The sequence below is a fragment of the Streptomyces sp. NPDC048636 genome, from assembly GCF_040650655.1.
Classification (GTDB): Bacteria; Actinomycetota; Actinomycetes; order Streptomycetales; family Streptomycetaceae; genus Streptomyces.
Window position 1 is genome coordinate 240112 of sequence record NZ_JBEZHR010000001.1, and the last position, 16385, is coordinate 256496.

General features: G+C 73.7%; 9 protein-coding genes. 6 read left to right on the forward strand and 3 right to left on the reverse strand.

All coding sequences use genetic code 11. The features are described from left to right. The first annotated feature begins 627 nt into the window (after window positions 1-627). From AB0C66_RS01210 to AB0C66_RS01220, 3 genes are all read left to right on the forward strand, one after another. Window positions 628-1785: a rod shape-determining protein gene (locus tag AB0C66_RS01210; protein WP_362431256.1), complete on the forward strand. Its 1158-nt coding sequence runs from the start codon at window positions 628-630 to the stop codon at window positions 1783-1785. Window positions 1786-2077: 292 nt separating this feature from the next. Continuing rightward, on the forward strand, window positions 2078-4324 hold the full coding sequence (locus AB0C66_RS01215; RefSeq protein ID WP_362431259.1) for a DUF6049 family protein: 2247 nt from the start codon (window positions 2078-2080) through the stop codon (window positions 4322-4324). A 185-nt stretch (window positions 4325-4509) separates the two neighbouring features. After that, a complete protein-coding gene (locus tag AB0C66_RS01220; protein WP_362431261.1) occupies window positions 4510-5121 on the forward strand; it encodes a TetR family transcriptional regulator in 612 nt (203 codons plus the stop codon). 84 nt (window positions 5122-5205) lie between these two features. Here the strand turns inward: AB0C66_RS01220 and AB0C66_RS01225 are convergent, their stop codons facing one another. Further along, on the reverse strand, window positions 5206-6477 hold the full coding sequence (locus AB0C66_RS01225; RefSeq protein WP_362431263.1) for a nucleotide sugar dehydrogenase: 1272 nt from the start codon (window positions 6475-6477) through the stop codon (window positions 5206-5208). A gap of 200 nt (window positions 6478-6677) precedes the next feature. Between AB0C66_RS01225 and AB0C66_RS01230 the strand changes: the two genes are divergently transcribed. Further along, the gene (locus AB0C66_RS01230) at window positions 6678-8384 is read left to right on the forward strand and encodes a glycerol-3-phosphate dehydrogenase/oxidase (protein ID WP_362431265.1); all 1707 of its coding nucleotides are present in this window, start codon (window positions 6678-6680) and stop codon (window positions 8382-8384) included. A 60-nt stretch (window positions 8385-8444) separates the two neighbouring features. On the opposite strand, the gene AB0C66_RS01235 is transcribed toward AB0C66_RS01230, so the two are convergent. Continuing rightward, on the reverse strand, window positions 8445-9602 hold the full coding sequence (locus tag AB0C66_RS01235) for a serine hydrolase domain-containing protein (RefSeq protein WP_362431267.1): 1158 nt from the start codon (window positions 9600-9602) through the stop codon (window positions 8445-8447). Window positions 9603-9802: 200 nt separating this feature from the next. On the opposite strand from AB0C66_RS01235, the gene AB0C66_RS01240 reads away from it, so the two are divergent. Both AB0C66_RS01240 and AB0C66_RS01245 read left to right on the forward strand, forming a co-directional pair. Next, window positions 9803-11938, forward strand: coding sequence for a serine/threonine-protein kinase (locus AB0C66_RS01240; protein WP_362431269.1), 2136 nt, complete (start codon window positions 9803-9805; stop codon window positions 11936-11938). A gap of 145 nt (window positions 11939-12083) precedes the next feature. Next, on the forward strand, window positions 12084-14723 hold the full coding sequence (locus tag AB0C66_RS01245) for a protein kinase (protein ID WP_362431271.1): 2640 nt from the start codon (window positions 12084-12086) through the stop codon (window positions 14721-14723). Here AB0C66_RS01245 and AB0C66_RS01250 read toward each other — a convergent pair. Further along, window positions 14720-16279 carry an AMP-binding protein gene (locus AB0C66_RS01250; RefSeq protein ID WP_362431273.1) on the reverse strand — a complete coding sequence of 520 codons (1560 nt, stop codon included), beginning with the start codon at window positions 16277-16279 and terminating at the stop codon, window positions 14720-14722. The two genes, AB0C66_RS01245 and AB0C66_RS01250, sit on opposite strands and share 4 nt — an antisense overlap. Window positions 16280-16385 lie beyond the last annotated feature (106 nt).

Genomic DNA, 16385 nt, shown 5'->3' on the forward strand with positions numbered 1-16385 from the left:
CATGACAACGGGACAAGTCGTGTCCGGCGTCCGTGACATGGCTGGGACCGGACGGAGACACGGTGCCCCGTCATATGTGGATATCCCCGGTGCTATTCGGTGATCCGTTTCGCTACGAGATAACTTCCGGCCCCCCGCCAGGGCGTAGAACGTGATCTCGCTCCGGCCCGGGACCTCTTCGCGCCGGTATTCGGCCACCCGGTCGAAGTGGTCGACCAGGGTATCCGCGGTGGCCCGGGAAGTCTGGTCCCCCCATCTGTGCCGCGATACCGATCAGTTGCGTGAAGAAGACGCCGACCAGGGCAGGCGGTATGCCGATCGGGGCGAGCGACGGCGTCCGGCCGCCCAGTCCGCCGAGTGCGGCCGCCGGTCAACAGCCCGGTGCCCAGGACCCCGTAGCCGACCTCCTGGCCGCCATGGCCGATTTTGCCCTGTGCCTCCGCGAAGACCGGCGCGCCGAGCGGTCCGGCCGCGACGCCCGCGCGCGGCCGCGGCCGGGTCGTGCCCGGGCGGCGGCGGAGGAAGCGGACGCGATCATGACGGCAAGGTAGCAGCGGTGGCTCCGCCCGGAAGTGCGCATGACACCGGGGGGAGGACAGAATCCGGCATAAGCAATAATGTCAACTTATGGCGCAGAACAAGTCGTTCACAGGACGAGACATGGGCATCGACCTGGGCACCGCGAACACGCTGGTGTACGTCCGGGGCAAGGGAATCGTGCTCAACGAGCCGTCGGTCGTGGCCGTCAACACGGTCGACGGCAATGTGCTGTCGGTGGGTTCGGCGGCGAAGGAGACCATGGGGCGGACCCCGACGAACATCGTCGCCGTCCGACCGCTGCGCGATGGCGTGATCGCCGATTTCGAGATCGCGGAGCGGATGCTCAGGTACTTCATCAAGAAGGTCACGGGCAGCCGTCGTCTCGCCCGCCCCCGCGTGGTGGTCTGTGTGCCCTCCGGTATCACCGGCGTCGAGCGGCGCGCGGTGATGGAGGCCGCCACCCAGGCCGGGGCCCGTCAAGTGCACCTGGTCGAGGAGCCGATCGCGGCGGCGATCGGCGCGGGGCTGCCGGTGAGCGAACCGACCGGCTGCATGGTGGTGGACGTCGGCGGCGGTACGACCGAGGTCGCGGTCGTCTCGCTGGGCGGCATCGTCACCGCCCGTTCGGTGCGGGTGGCGGGCGATGCGATGGACACCGCGATCAGCGCGTATGTGAAGAAGCACTACGCGCTCGCGATCGGTGAACGGACCGCCGAGGAGATCAAGGTGAGCATCGGCTCGGCGGCGGCGGGCGGTTCGCTCTCGACACCGCGGCTCGGTGTCCCCGTCCGGCAGTCGGAGCGGAACGTGGAGGTCGTCCTCGAGGGTGACAGCGGCGATCCGGAGGACACCCAGGCGCTGTTGCCGCCGGACCGCTGCACCATCCGGGGCCGAGACCAGGTCACCGGACTGCCCAAGGTGCTCGAACTGACCGCGGAGGAGGTGCGGCACGCGCTGGGCGAACCGGTGGACAGCATCGTGGCCGCGGTCCGCTCCACGCTGGACGAGACCCCGCCGGAGCTGGCGGGCGACATCATGGACCGCGGCATCGTGCTGACCGGCGGCGGTGCGCTGCTGCGCGGGCTGGACGTCCGGCTGGGCCGTGAGTTGGACATCCCGGTGCTGGTGGCCGATGACCCGCTGGACTGTGTGGCCATCGGCACCGGCCGCTGTGTCGAGGACTTCGAGTCCCTGCGGACCGCGATGCACGCCCGCCCCCGCCGCCTCGACACCGTCCGGGTCTGACGGCCCGACGGCGCGGAAGGGCCCCGGGCGACCCGGCCACCACCGGCCCCCGGACGCTCGCTCGGCCGCCGGGCCCGGGCGCCCCGTCCGCCGTCCGGCCCCGGGCGCCCTGTCCGCCGGGGTGCCCCGTCCACCGGGGTGCCCCCGCCTCCGTACGGCCGCGTCTCGGCACGCGGTCCCCACGGCCGCCCCCCGGCCGGGGTGTCCGGGCGTGCGGCGGTGCGGTGCCCGTGGTGGGCTGGTGGCACCGCGTCCCGAGCGGCGCGGGCGGACGGGAGGTGCGGGCGTCGACGTGACGGCAGTCGTGCGCGGGGCACACAGGCGGGCGGTCGTCCTGACCCTCGCCGTCCTGACCACGATCACCGCCGTCCTGCCCTGCGTGCTGCCCTCCGCCGCGGCCCTGCCCGCCGCCCCGCGTACAGCGCGCCCCACCGCCCACCCGCCGTCCGCGTACGGCCCCGGCAACGCCCCTGATCGGCCCACCCGGCCACGGTCCGTCAGCCGGACGTCGTACCCCACCTCCGTCGAACTGAAGTCGCTGAACCCCTCGGTGGTGCGGCAGGGCGGGCAACTGGTCATCGGCGGAACCGTCACCAACACCTCCGGCCGCCGGATCGGCGCCAGCCGCCTCGAGGTCCGGATCGGGAAGCGGGGCGCCATCGACACCCGCGGCGGGCTCGCCGCCGTGGCCGTACGCACCTCCCTGGGCCGCGCCGACGGCCCCCCGGTGCCGGGCCGTGACGCCGGCGTCGCCGCGCTCGCGCCCGGCGCCACCCACCGCTTCCGGCTCACCGTGGACGTACCGGACCTGGGCCTGGACGGGCCCGGGGCGTTCGCGCTGACCGTCGACGTCGCCCGAGAGGACGGCACCGTCCTCGGACTGACCCGTGATCATGTGTGCGCCTACCCCGACGGCACCGAAATGGAGCCGCTGCGCACCACCGTGCTGTGGCCTATCACCGATGTGCCGCATATGGAGGCGCTCACCCAGCGCACCACCGACCAGGTACTGCCGGTGTTCCGCGATGACGCCCTGAAGGCCGCCTTCGGCCCCGGCGGACGGCTGCGGCGGCTGGTCGAGGCGGGCGAGGACCAGCCGGTGACCTGGGTGATCGACCCCGACCTCATCGTCCAGGCGCAGGCCATGGCCGACGGCTACCGGGTCGCCAGGACCCCCGGCGGCACCGATCCGCAGAACGCCACCGCCGGTACGGGCGGTGACGCGGCGGCGGACTGGCTGGCCGCGCTGCGCAAGGCCGTCCACGGCCGGGATGTCATCGCGCTGCCGTACGCGGATCCGGACCTGGCCTCGCTCGCCCGCGGCGGAGACGAGGCCCTGGCCGGGCTGTTGCGCCGGTCGTCCAGGGCGGGCCGGACGGTGCTGGACCGGGCGCTGGACACCCGCGCCCGCGCCGATGTGGCCTGGCCCGCGGGCGGCGCCGTGGACGGCGCCATCGCCGCGTACACCCGGCGGCTGGGCCTCGGCACGGTGCTGGCCTCGGGCGGGACCGCCGGTCCCTCGGCCGAGCTGGTCGCGGGGGGAGCGACGGACGACGGCGCGGTGTCGCTCGGCGGCGGGACGACCGCGCTGACCTACGACACCACGCTCGCCGCCCTCCTCTCCCAGGGCCTCCAGGGCCCCCACGGCGAACCCGCCTCCGGGGCGGGGGCCCGGCTGCGGCTGCGGCAGCGGCTGCTCGCCGAGACCCTGACGGCCGTGCGGGAACTGCCGTACGCCCACCGCGACCTGGTGGTGGTGCCGCCGCGCCGGATGCCCGCCGCGGTGGCGGATGTGCTGCTGGGGTCGCTGGCCGACGGCCAGAAGGCGGGCTGGCTGGAGCCCGCCCGGTTCGAGGTGGCCCTGCGCGAGCCGGAGCCGGGGGAGGTGGGCAGCTTCGACGGCTATCCGGTCGCGCTGCGCGCCTCGGAGCTGCCGCCCGCCCGGCTCGCGGCGGTCGCCCGGGACCGGCGGCGGCTGCGGTCGCTGGCCAAGGTGCTGTCGGACGCGCGGGCCACCGCCGCGTCCGTACGGGCCGCGATGGCGCGCTCCCTGTCGACCGCCTGGCGCGGCGACGCGGCGGGCGCCGGGGCGTACCAGCGGGCCGTGGCGCGCTATCTGACCGCCTCGACGGAGTCGGTGCGGCTGGTGCCCAAGTCGCGGGTGGTGGTGGCCGGGGGCAGGGCCATCATCCCGGTCACCGTCGACAACGGGCTCCAGCAGGACCTCACCGGGGTCGAGCTGCGGGTGTTCTCCAGCCGCCCCGAGCGGCTGAGCACCCTGGACCGTTCGGTGGAGGTGCGGGCGTCCCGGGCGGTGAGCCGGACGGTACGGGTGCGGGTGAGCGCGTACGCCAACGGCCCGGTGCGGCTGACCGCCCGGCTCTACACCACCGCGGACGGCAGGCCGTGGGGCGAGCCGATGATGTTCACCGCGGATGTGCGGTCGGTGCCCTCGGGGGCGATCGCGTTCGTCGGCGGCGGGGTGCTGCTGATCGTGCTGGCCGCCACGGTCCGGCTGCGCCGCGCGCGCGGGCGGTGAACCACGGCCGGGTGCGCGGGCGGTGAACCACGGCCGGGCCTCAGGCCCCCTGGCGGTATGCGGTCAGCGCCGTACAGTGGGGCGGTTTCCGACACGCCGCATGCCGTCATCTGCGTCGTCCGGCGTGACTGCCGTGAACAGCAGCAATGAGCCGTGAAAGCCGTGAAGCCGTGGAGGTTGCCGCCATGACTATCGAGGTCCGCAAGCGCACCGGCCGGAGACCAGGCGCGACGGAGAGCCGCGACACCATCCTGGGGGTGGCCCAGGAGATGTTCGCGGAGGGCGGCTTCGACGGCGCCTCGGTGCGGTCGATCGCCAAGGCCGCGGGGGTCGACGCCGCGCTGGTCCACCACTTCTTCGTCTCCAAGGAGGGGCTGTTCGCCGCCTGTATGCGGGACGCGCTGCGCCCGGAGCTGCTGCTCGGCCCGGTCCTGGACGGCGGGGTGGAGGGGCTGGGGGAACGGCTGGTCCGTGCCTTCCTGCGGTTATGGGAGGAGGAGCCCACCCGCGACAAGCTGCTGTCGCTGCTGCGCTCGGCGGTCTCCCATCCGCCGTCCGCGCGGACCGTGCGCGGTTTCCTCGCCCGTGAGGTGCTGGGCCGGGTGGCCGAGGTGGCGGGCGGGCGGCGTCCGGAGATACGGGCCGGGCTGGTCGGCTCCCATCTCGTCGGGCTGGCCCTCACCCGCTATGTCCTGGAGATACCGCCGCTGGCCTCGCTCGACCGGGAGGTGGTGGTGGGGACGGTCGGGGCCACGGTCCAGCGGTATCTGACGGAGGAGCTGCCGGGCGTGGCGTAACCCCGGGGTGCTCCAGGGGGCGGGCGGGCCGCCGGACCGTTCCGGTGGCCCGCCCGTGGCCGGAGCCGGTGGCCCGCCCCGCCGTCAGAGCCGGTGGGCGGTGCCCGCCGGGCTCGCCCCCCTGGTGTCCAGCAGCAGTTGGGCCTTGACCGCGAGCCCTTGCAGGTCGTACGCCCGGTGGTGTTGCAGCAGCACGGTGAGGTCCGCGTCGGCGGCGGCCTCGTACAGCGCGTCCGCGCGCTCCACCCGCCGCCCCCGCACCCGCCACTGCGGTACGTACGGGTCGTGGTAGCTGATCTCGGCGCCCAGGTCCATCAGCCGGGACGCGACCTCCCGGGCGGGCGACCCCTCCTCGTCGGCGATATCGGGTTTGTAGCCGACGCCCAGGAGCAGCACGCGCGCACCGCGCGCGGACTTGCCGTACTCGTTGAGCAGGGCGGTGCACCGCTGGGTGACATAGCGCGGCATCCGCCCGTTGACCTGCTGTGCCAGCTCGACCATCCGCAGCGGCAGGCCGAGGCCGCGCTGCTGGTAGGCCATGTGGTCGTGGTCGACGGCCGCCCCATGGCCGCCGACGCCGGGGCCCGGCCGGAAGGACTGGAAGCCGAAGGGCTTGGTCTCGGCACAGCGGACCACGTCCCACAGGTCCACGCCCAGGTCGTGGCAGTACACCGCCATCTCGTTCACCAGGGCGATGTTGACGTGGCGGTAGTTGGTCTCCAGGACCTTCACGGCCTCGGCCTCGCGGGGGCCGCGGGCGCGCACCACCTTCTCGGTGAACCGGCCGTAGAAGGCGGCGGCCGCCTCGGTGCAGGCGGGGGTGAGTCCGCCGATCACCTTGGGGGTGTTGGCGGGCCCGTAGGCGCGGTTGCCGGGGTCGAGGCGGCAGGGGGAGTAGGCGAGGTGGAAGTCGCGTCCGGCCCGCAGTCCGGAGCCCTGCTCCAGAACCGGACGCAGGAATTCCTCGGTGGTGCCGGGGTACACGGTGGATTCCAGCAGGACAGTGGTGTGCGGCCGCAGCCGCGCCGCGAGCGTACGGGCCGCCTCGGCGACCGCCGACAGATCGAGCTTCCGGTCCTCGCCCGGCGGGGTCGGGGCGCAGATCACGGCGGTACGGACACGGCCCAGCTCGGCGGGGTCGCCGGTGACCTGGAAGCCGCCGGCGACCATCCGGCGCAGATCGGCGGCGGACAGCCGGCCGTCACCGGTCCCGGAGGGCAGCCGTCCGGCCCGCAGATCGCCGGTGACGCGTGGATCGGGGTCGTAGCCGACGGTGCGGATGGCCGCGGAGGTGGCGGCCTGGGCGAGGGGGAGACCGAGATGGCCGAGTCCGATGACGGCGAGATCTGCGGGCATGACTGCATGCCGTCCTTCCCGAGGTGATTCCGGATGGCGCAAAGGCAGACTAAGCGGAAATATGACTCGTATTCAGTATTGGTGGGTGATGTTGGTCCGGTGTTGCGGCAGTGGACGGAGCAGCGCCATGGCACAGCGAGGAGAAAGCCAGGAAAATCTCTGAACGTGCGACGTGATGTCGATCACAACGGGAGGCAGCGGTGAGGACACCGGCACTGGGACCGGCCGAGCGCGGCGAGGCGTTGGCCCGGATGGCGGACCGTGAGCTGGATGTGCTGGTCGTGGGCAGCGGGGTGGTCGGCGCGGGCACCGCGCTGGACGCCGCGACCCGCGGCCTGGAAACCGGTCTGGTCGAGGCGCGTGACTGGGCCTCGGGCACCTCCAGCCGGTCCAGCAAACTGGTCCACGGGGGGTTGCGCTATCTGGAGATGCTGGACTTCGCCCTCGTCAGAGAGGCGCTGAAGGAGCGCGGACTGCTGCTGGAGCGGATCGCTCCGCACCTGGTGAAGCCGGTGCCGTTCCTCTATCCGCTCAAGCACCGGGGCTGGGAGCGGCTGTACGCGGGGGCGGGGGTGGCGCTCTACGACGCGATGTCCGTCTCCTCGGGACACGGCCGCGGGCTGCCCGTCCACCGCCATCTGAGCCGCACCAAGGCGCTGCGGGTGGCCCCCTGCCTCCGTAAGGACGCCCTGGTCGGGGCGTTGCAGTACTACGACGCCCAGGTGGACGACGCGCGCTTCGTCACCGCCCTGGTCCGTACCGCCGCCCGCTACGGCGCCCATGTCGCCAACCGGGCGCGGGTGGTCGGCTTTCTGCGGGAGGGGGCGCGGGTCGTCGGCGCCCGGGTGCACGATCTGGAGCAGGGCGGGGAGTTCGAGGTCCGCGCCCGCCAGGTGGTGAACGCCAGCGGGGTGTGGACGGACGAGACACAGGCGTTGATCGGCGAGCGCGGCCAGTTCCACGTCCGCGCGTCCAAGGGCATCCACCTCGTGGTGCCCCGGGACCGGATCCACTCCACGAGCGGGCTGATCCTGCGCACCGAGAAGAGCGTGCTGTTCGTCATCCCCTGGGGCCGTCACTGGATCGTCGGCACCACCGACACCGACTGGGATCTCGACAAGGCCCATCCGGCCGCCTCCAGCGCCGATATCGACTATCTGCTGGAGCATGTCAACGAGGTGCTCGCGGTGCCGCTCACCCGTGACGACGTGGAGGGGGTCTACGCCGGGCTGCGCCCGCTGCTGGCCGGGGAGTCGGACGCGACCAGCAAGCTCTCCCGCGAGCACACGGTGGCCCACCCCGTACCGGGCATGGTGGTGGTCGCGGGCGGCAAGTACACCACCTACCGGGTGATGGCCAAGGACGCGGTGGACGAGGCGGTGCACGGCCTGGACCGCCGGGTCGGGCCGTGCGTCACCGAAGAGGTGCCGCTCGTCGGGGCCGTGGGCTACAAGGCCCTGTGGAACGCGCGGGCCCGGATCGCCCGGCGCTCCGGTCTCCATGTGGCCCGGGTGGAGCATCTGCTGAACCGCTACGGCGCGCTGGCCGAAGAGGTGCTGGAGCTGATCGCCCAGGACCCCACCCTCGGCGAACCGCTCCAGGCGGCCGACGACTATCTGCGCGCCGAGGCCGTCTACGCCACCTCCCACGAGGGCGCCCGCCATCTCGACGATGTGCTCACCCGCCGCACCCGCATCTCCATCGAGACCTTCGACCGCGGTACGCGCAGCGCGCGTGAGGTGGCCGAGCTGATGGCCGGGGTACTGGGCTGGGGCCAGGAGCAGACCGACAAGGAGGTCGAGCACTACGAGAAGCGGGTGGAGGCCGAACGCGAGTCGCAGCGGCAGCCGGACGATCTGACGGCGGACGCCGCCCGGCTGGGCGCGCCGGACATCATCCCGTTGTGAGCGCGGCGCGCGGCGCGCGCGTGGGTCCCGCGGCCGGGCGGTGGAACGCCCGGCCGCCGGTCACTCGGAGCGCGCGCAGAACGCGGCCTTGAGCAGGGTCGACTCATCGGCGGGGGAGGGCCGCGCACCGCTGTTGAGGCGGTAGGCGAGGCTGCGGCGGCCATCGGCGGTGGAGACCGCCAGCGCGTAGGAGCCGGGGATCTCCCCGTTGTGCCCCCAGAGCGTCACCCCGCAGGGCAGCCGCACCGGGAACAGCCCCATGCCGTACCGGCCGTGGGAGCCCGAGGTGTCCCGCAGGGTGCGCAGCCCGGTGCGGTCCACCACCCGGCCGCGCTGGAGCGCGGAGACCAGCCGGGCCAGGTCGTCGAGGGTGGAGACCATCTCGCCCGCGGCCCCCGCCGCCGAGGGGTTGAGGTCGGTGACATCCCGTCGGGCGCCGTCCTCGCCCGCGTACGCGCGGCCGTGCGGGGCCGGAAGGGTGGTGCGGGCGCCGGGGAAGGACGTGGCGTCCAGGGCGAGCGGACGCAGCACCAGCCGCCGCGAGACGTCGGCGTAGGGGCGTCCGGTGACCCGCTGGATCACCATGCCCAGCAGGACGTAGTTGGTGTTGGAGTAGCGCCAGCCGGACCCGGGCCGGAAGTACGGGCGGTGGGAGACGGCGGTACGCACCAGCGAGGCCGGGGTGCGGGTGCGGGTGTCGGCGGCGGACAGCCGCCGGGACAGCCGCCGGGACAGCTCCGGGTCGGCCGTGTAGTCGTACAGACCGCTGGTGTGGCGGAGCAGCTGACGGAGGGTGATGCGCCGCCCGTCGTTGCCCTGACCCCGCACCAGCCCCGGCAGATGGCGCTCGACGCTGTCGTCGAGCCGCAGCCGCCCCTGGGCGGCCAGCCGCAGCGTGGCCGCCGCGAGGACGGTCTTGGTGAGGCTCCCCGCGCGGAAGTGGTCGTTCCGGTGGATCGGCCGCCCGGTGCGGATATCGGCCGCCCCCGCCGCGGTGAACCGGGTTCCGCGCCCGTCCCGGACGAGCACCGCCGCGCCCGGCGCGTCGCCGTCCGCCACCAGCGCGCGGAGTGCCGTACGCACCGCCGCGTCACGCGACGCCGCCGCACTCGCCCGTGTCTCCCCGCGCGCCCCGCCGTTCGCGCCCTGGCCGCAGCCGGAGAGGACGACCGCCAGCGCGGCCGTCGCCGCGGCCAGCCGTACGGGCGCGGTCGGCATACGGCGCCGCCTGTGCCATCGTAGGGCGGAGATGGGCATGACACCGGCCTTCCTCAGCTGCGTACTCACCGATGTTCGCAGGTGTCGCGGAGGGTGGCGCGCCACGCCGTGGACCCCGGACTTCCGCGGGTCCGCGGATGAGAGACAATGGTCGCTCTCCCAGGGTGGGTTCAGGGTGGGTTGATTTGCAGAGGGGTCGCATGTCGGAGGCGGAGCAGACGCAGGGCTCGACTGGGCGCCTCCTCGCCGGGCGGTACCGGCTCGGGGAGATTCTCGGTGCGGGCGGTATGGGAACGGTCTGGCGCGCGAGCGACGAGACCCTCGGCCGTACGGTCGCGGTCAAGGAGCTGCGCTTCCCGTCCAGCGTCGACGAGGACGAGAAGAGACGGCTCATCACCCGCACGCTGCGCGAGGCGAAGGCGATCGCCCGCATCCGCAGCAACGGGGCCGTCACCGTCTATGACGTCGTCGACGAGGACGACCGCCCCTGGATCGTCATGGAGCTCATCGAGGGCAGCTCGCTGGCCGATGTGGTCCGTGACGACGGCCCGCTCACCCCGCGCCGCGCCGCCGAGGTCGGGCTCGCCGTCCTCGATGTGCTGCGCGCCGCGCACCAGGCGGGCATCCTGCACCGCGACGTCAAGCCGTCCAACGTCCTGATCTCCGACGACGGCCGGGTGGTGCTCACCGACTTCGGTATCGCCCAGGTCGAGGGCGACCCGTCGGTCACCTCCACCGGCATGCTCGTCGGCGCGCCCTCCTACATCTCGCCCGAGCGCGCCCGCGGCCATAAGCCGGGCCCGCCCGCCGACCTGTGGTCCCTGGGCGGTCTGCTGTACGCGTCGGTGGAGGGCGTACCGCCCTACGACAAGAGCACGGCCATAGCGACGCTCACGGCCGTGATGACCGAGCCGGTGGAGCCGCCGAAGAACGCGGGCCCGCTGGAGGAGGTCATCTACGGCCTGCTCGACAAGGACCCCGAGCGACGGCTCGACGACGCCGGTGCGCGGGCGCTGCTGGAGGACGCGCTGAGCGCCCCGGAGGGCACCGCCACCCCGCCGCCCGCCGACGCCACCCGCACGATGAGCCTGCCGCCCGCGCCGTCGGCGGAGGAGGAGGCCGCGGCCAAGGCCAAGGAGTCGGCCGTATCGGAGCGCAGGCGGGGCGCGCTGCGCTCGGTGCGCAACGCGGCGGCGGCCACGGCCGCGAAGCGGTCGGAGAACGCGCGGAAGTCGGGCTCGGGAGCGGGTTCGGGTTCGTCGGGTTCCGGTTCCGGGGCGAAGGCTGCCGGGGGTTCGGGCTCCACATCCGCGGGCTCCGGGTCCACGGCGAAGTCCGCGGGCTCGACGTCCGGTTCCGCTTCCGACTCCGGCGCGGATGCGGCTTCCGGGCCCGCCGCCGCGAAGAAGAAGGGCACCGCGAAGAAGACCAGCCCTGCGAAGAAGACGGCCGCGTCCGCTTCGGCGTCGTCGTCCCGGTCCCCGGTCAACCCGGAACCGCCCGCACCGCCCCGTGCCTCGCTCACCGATGTGGTGCCCAAGCGCACGCTGATCATCATCGCGGTGGCCTTGGCCCTCGCCGTCCTCGCGGTCGTTCTTGTCGTCGCCCTCAACGGCGGTGACGGCAGTGACGGCGCCAAGGGCACGTCCGGCGGCGACAAGACCGCTTCGGCCGGGGCGGGGGGCGATGCGAAGACCGAGAAGGACGACGCGAAGAAGACCGGGGGGTCGACGGGAAGGGCTTCGGGCCCGGATGGCTCCGGTGGCAAGCCGGGGCAGGAGGACGACCACTCCGGTAAGGGCGGCGGCGAGGGTTCGGACGACGACGGCGGCAAGGGCGAGGACTCCAGCGGCAAGGGCGGCGGGAAGGAGGACGGTTCGCTCCCGGACGGGTACCAGATGGTCAAGGACGACCGTTTCCCCTTCACCATGGGGATGCCGGAGGACTGGCGGGGCCACCGTGGGAGCTACGACGGAAGCCGCAGATACTACGGCGGTTCCACCATTCCGCGCATCCAGGTCGACTTCACCGACTCGCCCAAGGACGACGCGGCGGCGGACTGGCGCGCGAGCGAGAAGAGCGCACCGGGCCGGATGACCAACTACCAGGGGTTGGGCATCAAGGCGATCGACTGGCACGGCTACCCGACCGTCGCGGACTGGCAGTTCGAGTACAACACCGGGGGCAAGCGGGTCCGGGCGATCAACCGCGGGTTCAAGGTCGACGGCAGCCACGGCTTCGCCATAGTGGTCACCTGCGAGGCGTCCAAGTGGGACGACAAGGAGTGCAAGACCCTCCGCGAGACGGCCTTCAGGACCTTCGACGTCACGGACTGAGCACTCCTGTCGGCGAAGCGCCGCGCGGGCACGTATCGTGAGAGGCCGTGGACCGTGCGCAGCCGTATCGACCGGCAAAATGACCGTACTTGACGGTTTCCGGCTGTGCTGATGAGCGTGTGGAACGTGCGCTCGGGGAGGCGTCGTGGACGAGTACGCCGGTCGGGTGCTGGCCGACCGCTATCGCCTGCCCCTGCCACCCGCTGACGAGTACGAGTTCGTCGAGACCCGCGCCTTCGACACCTACAGCGGGCAGGAAGTCCATCTGCGGCAGATACCGCTTCCGGAGGTCGTGGACGCCGAAGTCGTCGACGAGGGCGCCCGTTTGGGCAATGGCCGCTCCGGCGGCCCGGGGTGGCCGAGCGGGGGCATGTCCGACGGCACGGCCGGGAGCGGCGACCCGGCCGTACGGCGCGCGATCGTCGCGGCGACAGCCGCCGCCCAACTCCCCGACCACCCGCGCCTTGGACAGGTCTTCCACGTCTTCGCCGAGTCCGGAAGTCTGTGGATCGTCAGCGAACTGGTCGCGGGACGGCCGCTCGCCGCACTGCTGGCGGAGGGGACGCTCTCCCCGCACCGCGCCGCCGAGATCGCCAATGACGTCCTGACCGCGCTGCGCGCCCTGCACGCCCACGGCTGGACCCATCGCAACATCACCACCCGCACGGTCCTGTTGTGCGAGGACGGCCGCGCGATGCTGACCGGCCTGGCGGCCGGTGCCGCCGAAGAGGCGCTGTGCGGCTACGACCCGGTGCCGTCGCCCTCCGGGGCGGATGAGGACGACGCCCCGGCCGACGCCCCGCCCCCGGCGCCGGTTCCGCCTCCGGCGCCCGCTGCCACGGAACGGGGCGCCGGGCCGGTCTACCGCGATCAGGGCACGGCCGGCGGCTTCCCCGGCCCGCGTACGGCGCCCGAGACGGGTGCGGTGGGAAGTAACGGTGGAACGAGCGCGGCGGGCGGGCCTGATGGGCCTGCCGGGGTGGAACGGGAGCCCGGTATGCCCTGGGTGCCCGGCGCGCGGGAGGGCGAACCGGCGGGCGGTGGGGCCGATCCGCAGGGCGCGGCCGCGCGTGCGGCGCGGGCCAGCGCCATCGCCGCGTACGCGGCGGGCGCCCGCGCCGCCGCCCGTACGGGCGCCGACCGCTCCCCGGACGCGTACGCGGGCCCGTACGACGCGCAGGACGCGGACGACGCGCAGGACCCGTACGACGAGCAGGACGCGCAGGACGCGTACGACGAGCAGCATCCGTACGAGGCGACGCGGGGCGAGCACCCCGAGCAGGACCTCTACGACGCACCGGACCCGAACGACGAGCAGGCCCAGGACCCCGGCCAGGACCTGGTCACCAGTGGGGCGTCCTGGCCCGGGGCGCGGGATGCCCACCCCCGCGCCGGCGGCGGTTCCTGGGACACCGACGGCGCTCCCGGCGGCGCCACCTCCGGCCGGGGCCCCGGCACCGCGCTGGCCGCCGAACGGGCCCGGCAGGCACGGATCGTGGTGGTCGGCGCGGTCACCGAGCGGTGGGCGCCCGAGCAGGCCGTCCCGGTCCATACGCATTGGCGGCTCGCACCGCCCGTCGGGCCGGCCGCCGATCTGTGGGCGCTCGGTGTGCTGCTGTTCCGCGTCGTCCAGGGCCATGCCCCGTACCCCGAGGACAGCGCCGCCGAGCTGGTCCAGCTCGTCTGCGCGGAGGCACCCGCGTACGCGGAGGAGTGCGGTCCGCTGCGCCCCGTCGTCGAGTCGCTGCTGCGCCAGGACCCCACCGAGCGGCCGGACTTCGAGGAGCTGCGCGGCTGGCTGCGGTCGCTGATCCGGTCCGCGCCCGAGCCGGACGTGGGCAGCCGTACGGTCACCGTGCCGTCGATCGGTCCTGGGGGGACGTCCGACCCCCGGCGGCTGCCGGTGGTGCGCCGCCGCGGCTGGCTGGTGCGCAGGGGCCGCGGCCGCCCCACCGCCTCGTCGGCCGCCGCCGCGCACGGACGGCACAAGAGGGCCAAGCAGCCGCGCCAGCCCCGCGCGGCCGCCCCGCCGCGCGAGGACCGTACGGCGGCGCGGCAGCCGTCACGGACCGCGGCCGAGGAGCGGCGTGAGCCGCGCAGACTGGGGCGGCTGCTGTTGCTGCTGATACTGCTCGCGCTGGTGGCGGCCGTGCTGTACGCGGTGATGTTCATGCCGCGCGACAAGGAGACCGGCGGCCAGGACCGTACGGGGTCTGCGGGTGCGCAGAGCGCCGCGCCCAGCACCCCGCATGACCCGGCCGGGTCCGCCTCCTCCGGCGGCAAGGGGGACTCCGACTCACCGGAGCCGCAGTCCACCCACCCGGCCGGGGTGGCGAAGGGCTTCGTCGTCCGCAACGACCCCAAGGGCTTCAAGGTCGCGGTGGACGAGGACTGGACGCGCCGGGGCGAGAACCAGCGCGGTCAGATCCGTTACCTCGGCGGTGACTTCGAGCTGCTGGTGGTGGCCGGGCGGGACACCTCGTCGGAGTTCGGCGGCGATCCGATGGCGTACCAGCAGAACCGGGAGGCGGAGCTCGCCGCCTTCCGCGGCTCCTCCTGGGCCTCGTCGTCGGGGCTGCGGCGGATCGACGTCGGCCGTACGGCGATGGCGGAGGGCGAGTTCAGCTGGCGGGACAGCAGCGGGCGCGATGTCTACGCCCGGAACCTCGCGATGCTGATCGACGGCCGGTACCACGTGGTGCTGGTGATCGGCCCGGCCGATGAACGCCGCGCGGTCACACGCTACTTCGAGCAGGCCACGGCCACGTACAGCACCACGGGTTAGCCCGGCGCGTCCTGGCCGTCGCCGCCGAAGCGCCCGCGCAGCCGGTACTTCAGCACCTTCCCCAGCGTCGGGTTGCGCGGCAGCGCCTCCACCACCTCCAGCCGCTCCGGGAGCTTGTGCACGCTGAGTCCCGCCTTCCGCAGATGCGCGGTCACGGTGTCGAGCGTCAGCGGCCGGGCGCCCGCGGGCTGTTCGACGACGGCGCACACCAGCTCGCCGCGTGCCGGGTCCGGCAGTCCGACCACGGCCACGTCGCCCACGTCCGGGTGCTGGTACAGCAATTGTTCGATCTCCTTGGCGGAGATGTTCTCGCCCTTGCGGATGATGATGTCCTTGGCCCGCCCGGTGAGGACGAGATGGCCGCTTCCGGTGAGGTGGCCGAGGTCGCCGGTGCGGAAGAAGCCGTCCTCGTCGAACGTCTCCCGGGTCTGGGCCTCGTCCAGATATCCGGCGCAGACCGCCTCACCGCGCAACCGCACCTCCCCGTCCACCACGCGGATCTCCATGTCCGCCGGGGGACGTCCCTCGGTCGTCGCGAGCAGTTCGTCGGTGTCGTCCGGGTCCCCCATGGTGATCATGGGGGCCTCGGTCATCCCGTAGCCGTGGGTGAGCGCGCAGCCCAGCTCCCGGGTGACCTCGTAGTACAGCTCGGGCGGCTTGGGGGCGCCGCCGCCCGCGAGCAGCCGCAGGGTGGGGATGAGCGGCCGCGCCGGGTCCTTGCGCTGTTCGGCCAGGAACATCGCGTAGAAGGCGGTGCTGCCGCCCGCGGTCGTGACCCCGTGCCGCCGGTACGCGGTGAGCGAGCCGGGCAGTGCGAAATGCTCGAGCAGCATGGCGGGGAAGCCGTAGAGCAGCAGCATCACGGTGTAGTCGGGCCCGGCGACATGGGCGTAGGGGAAGGCCATGGAGCCGATGTCGTCCGGGCCGAGCCGGAGGGCGTGGCCGAGACAGGCGCCCGCGGCGATGAGGCTGCGGTCGGTGTGCAGTACGCCCTTGGGGTCGGAGGTGGTGCCCGAGGTCCAGTAGATCCAGCGCACCGCGGTCCCGTCGGCCGGGGGCGGCGGCAGCCGTACGGTCGCGGGGTCGGCCTCCGGCAGGGTGTCGTACGCCTCCAGGACCAGCGGTGGTTCGGGCATCCCGGCGGCGAGGCGGTGGGCCAGCGCCGTGTGGTCGAAGCCGCGCCAGCGCCCGGGGACGGCGAAGAAGCGCGCCCCGGACTCGCGCAGCGCGAACCCCACTTCGCGGTCGCGGTAGGAGGGGATCAGCGGTGACTGGACGGCGCCGAGGCGGGCCAGCGCCATCGTCAGGACGACCGTCTCGATACGGGTGGGCAGCTGCCAGGCGACCCGGCTGCCGGGGCGTACGCCCAGCTCGTGCAGACCGGCCGCGGTCCGCTCCGCGCGCCGGAGCAGGGCGCCGAAGGTGAGCCGCCGGTCGTGACGGGGGTTGTCGGCGGCCTGGAGCAGGGCGGGGGCGTCGGGGGTGAGGGCGGCGCGCCGCTCCAGCAGCTCCCACAGCGTCGCCGATCGTCCGAGTTCACGCGCGGTGTCGGTCATCCCGGCCTCCCGTGGCACGCGCTCGCCGTAGCTGACGGTCAGTCAGATCGTGCGGGGAAGCGTAGGGCTCCGGGCCTTGTCGGTCCAGAGGGTGCGGGCTAGCCTT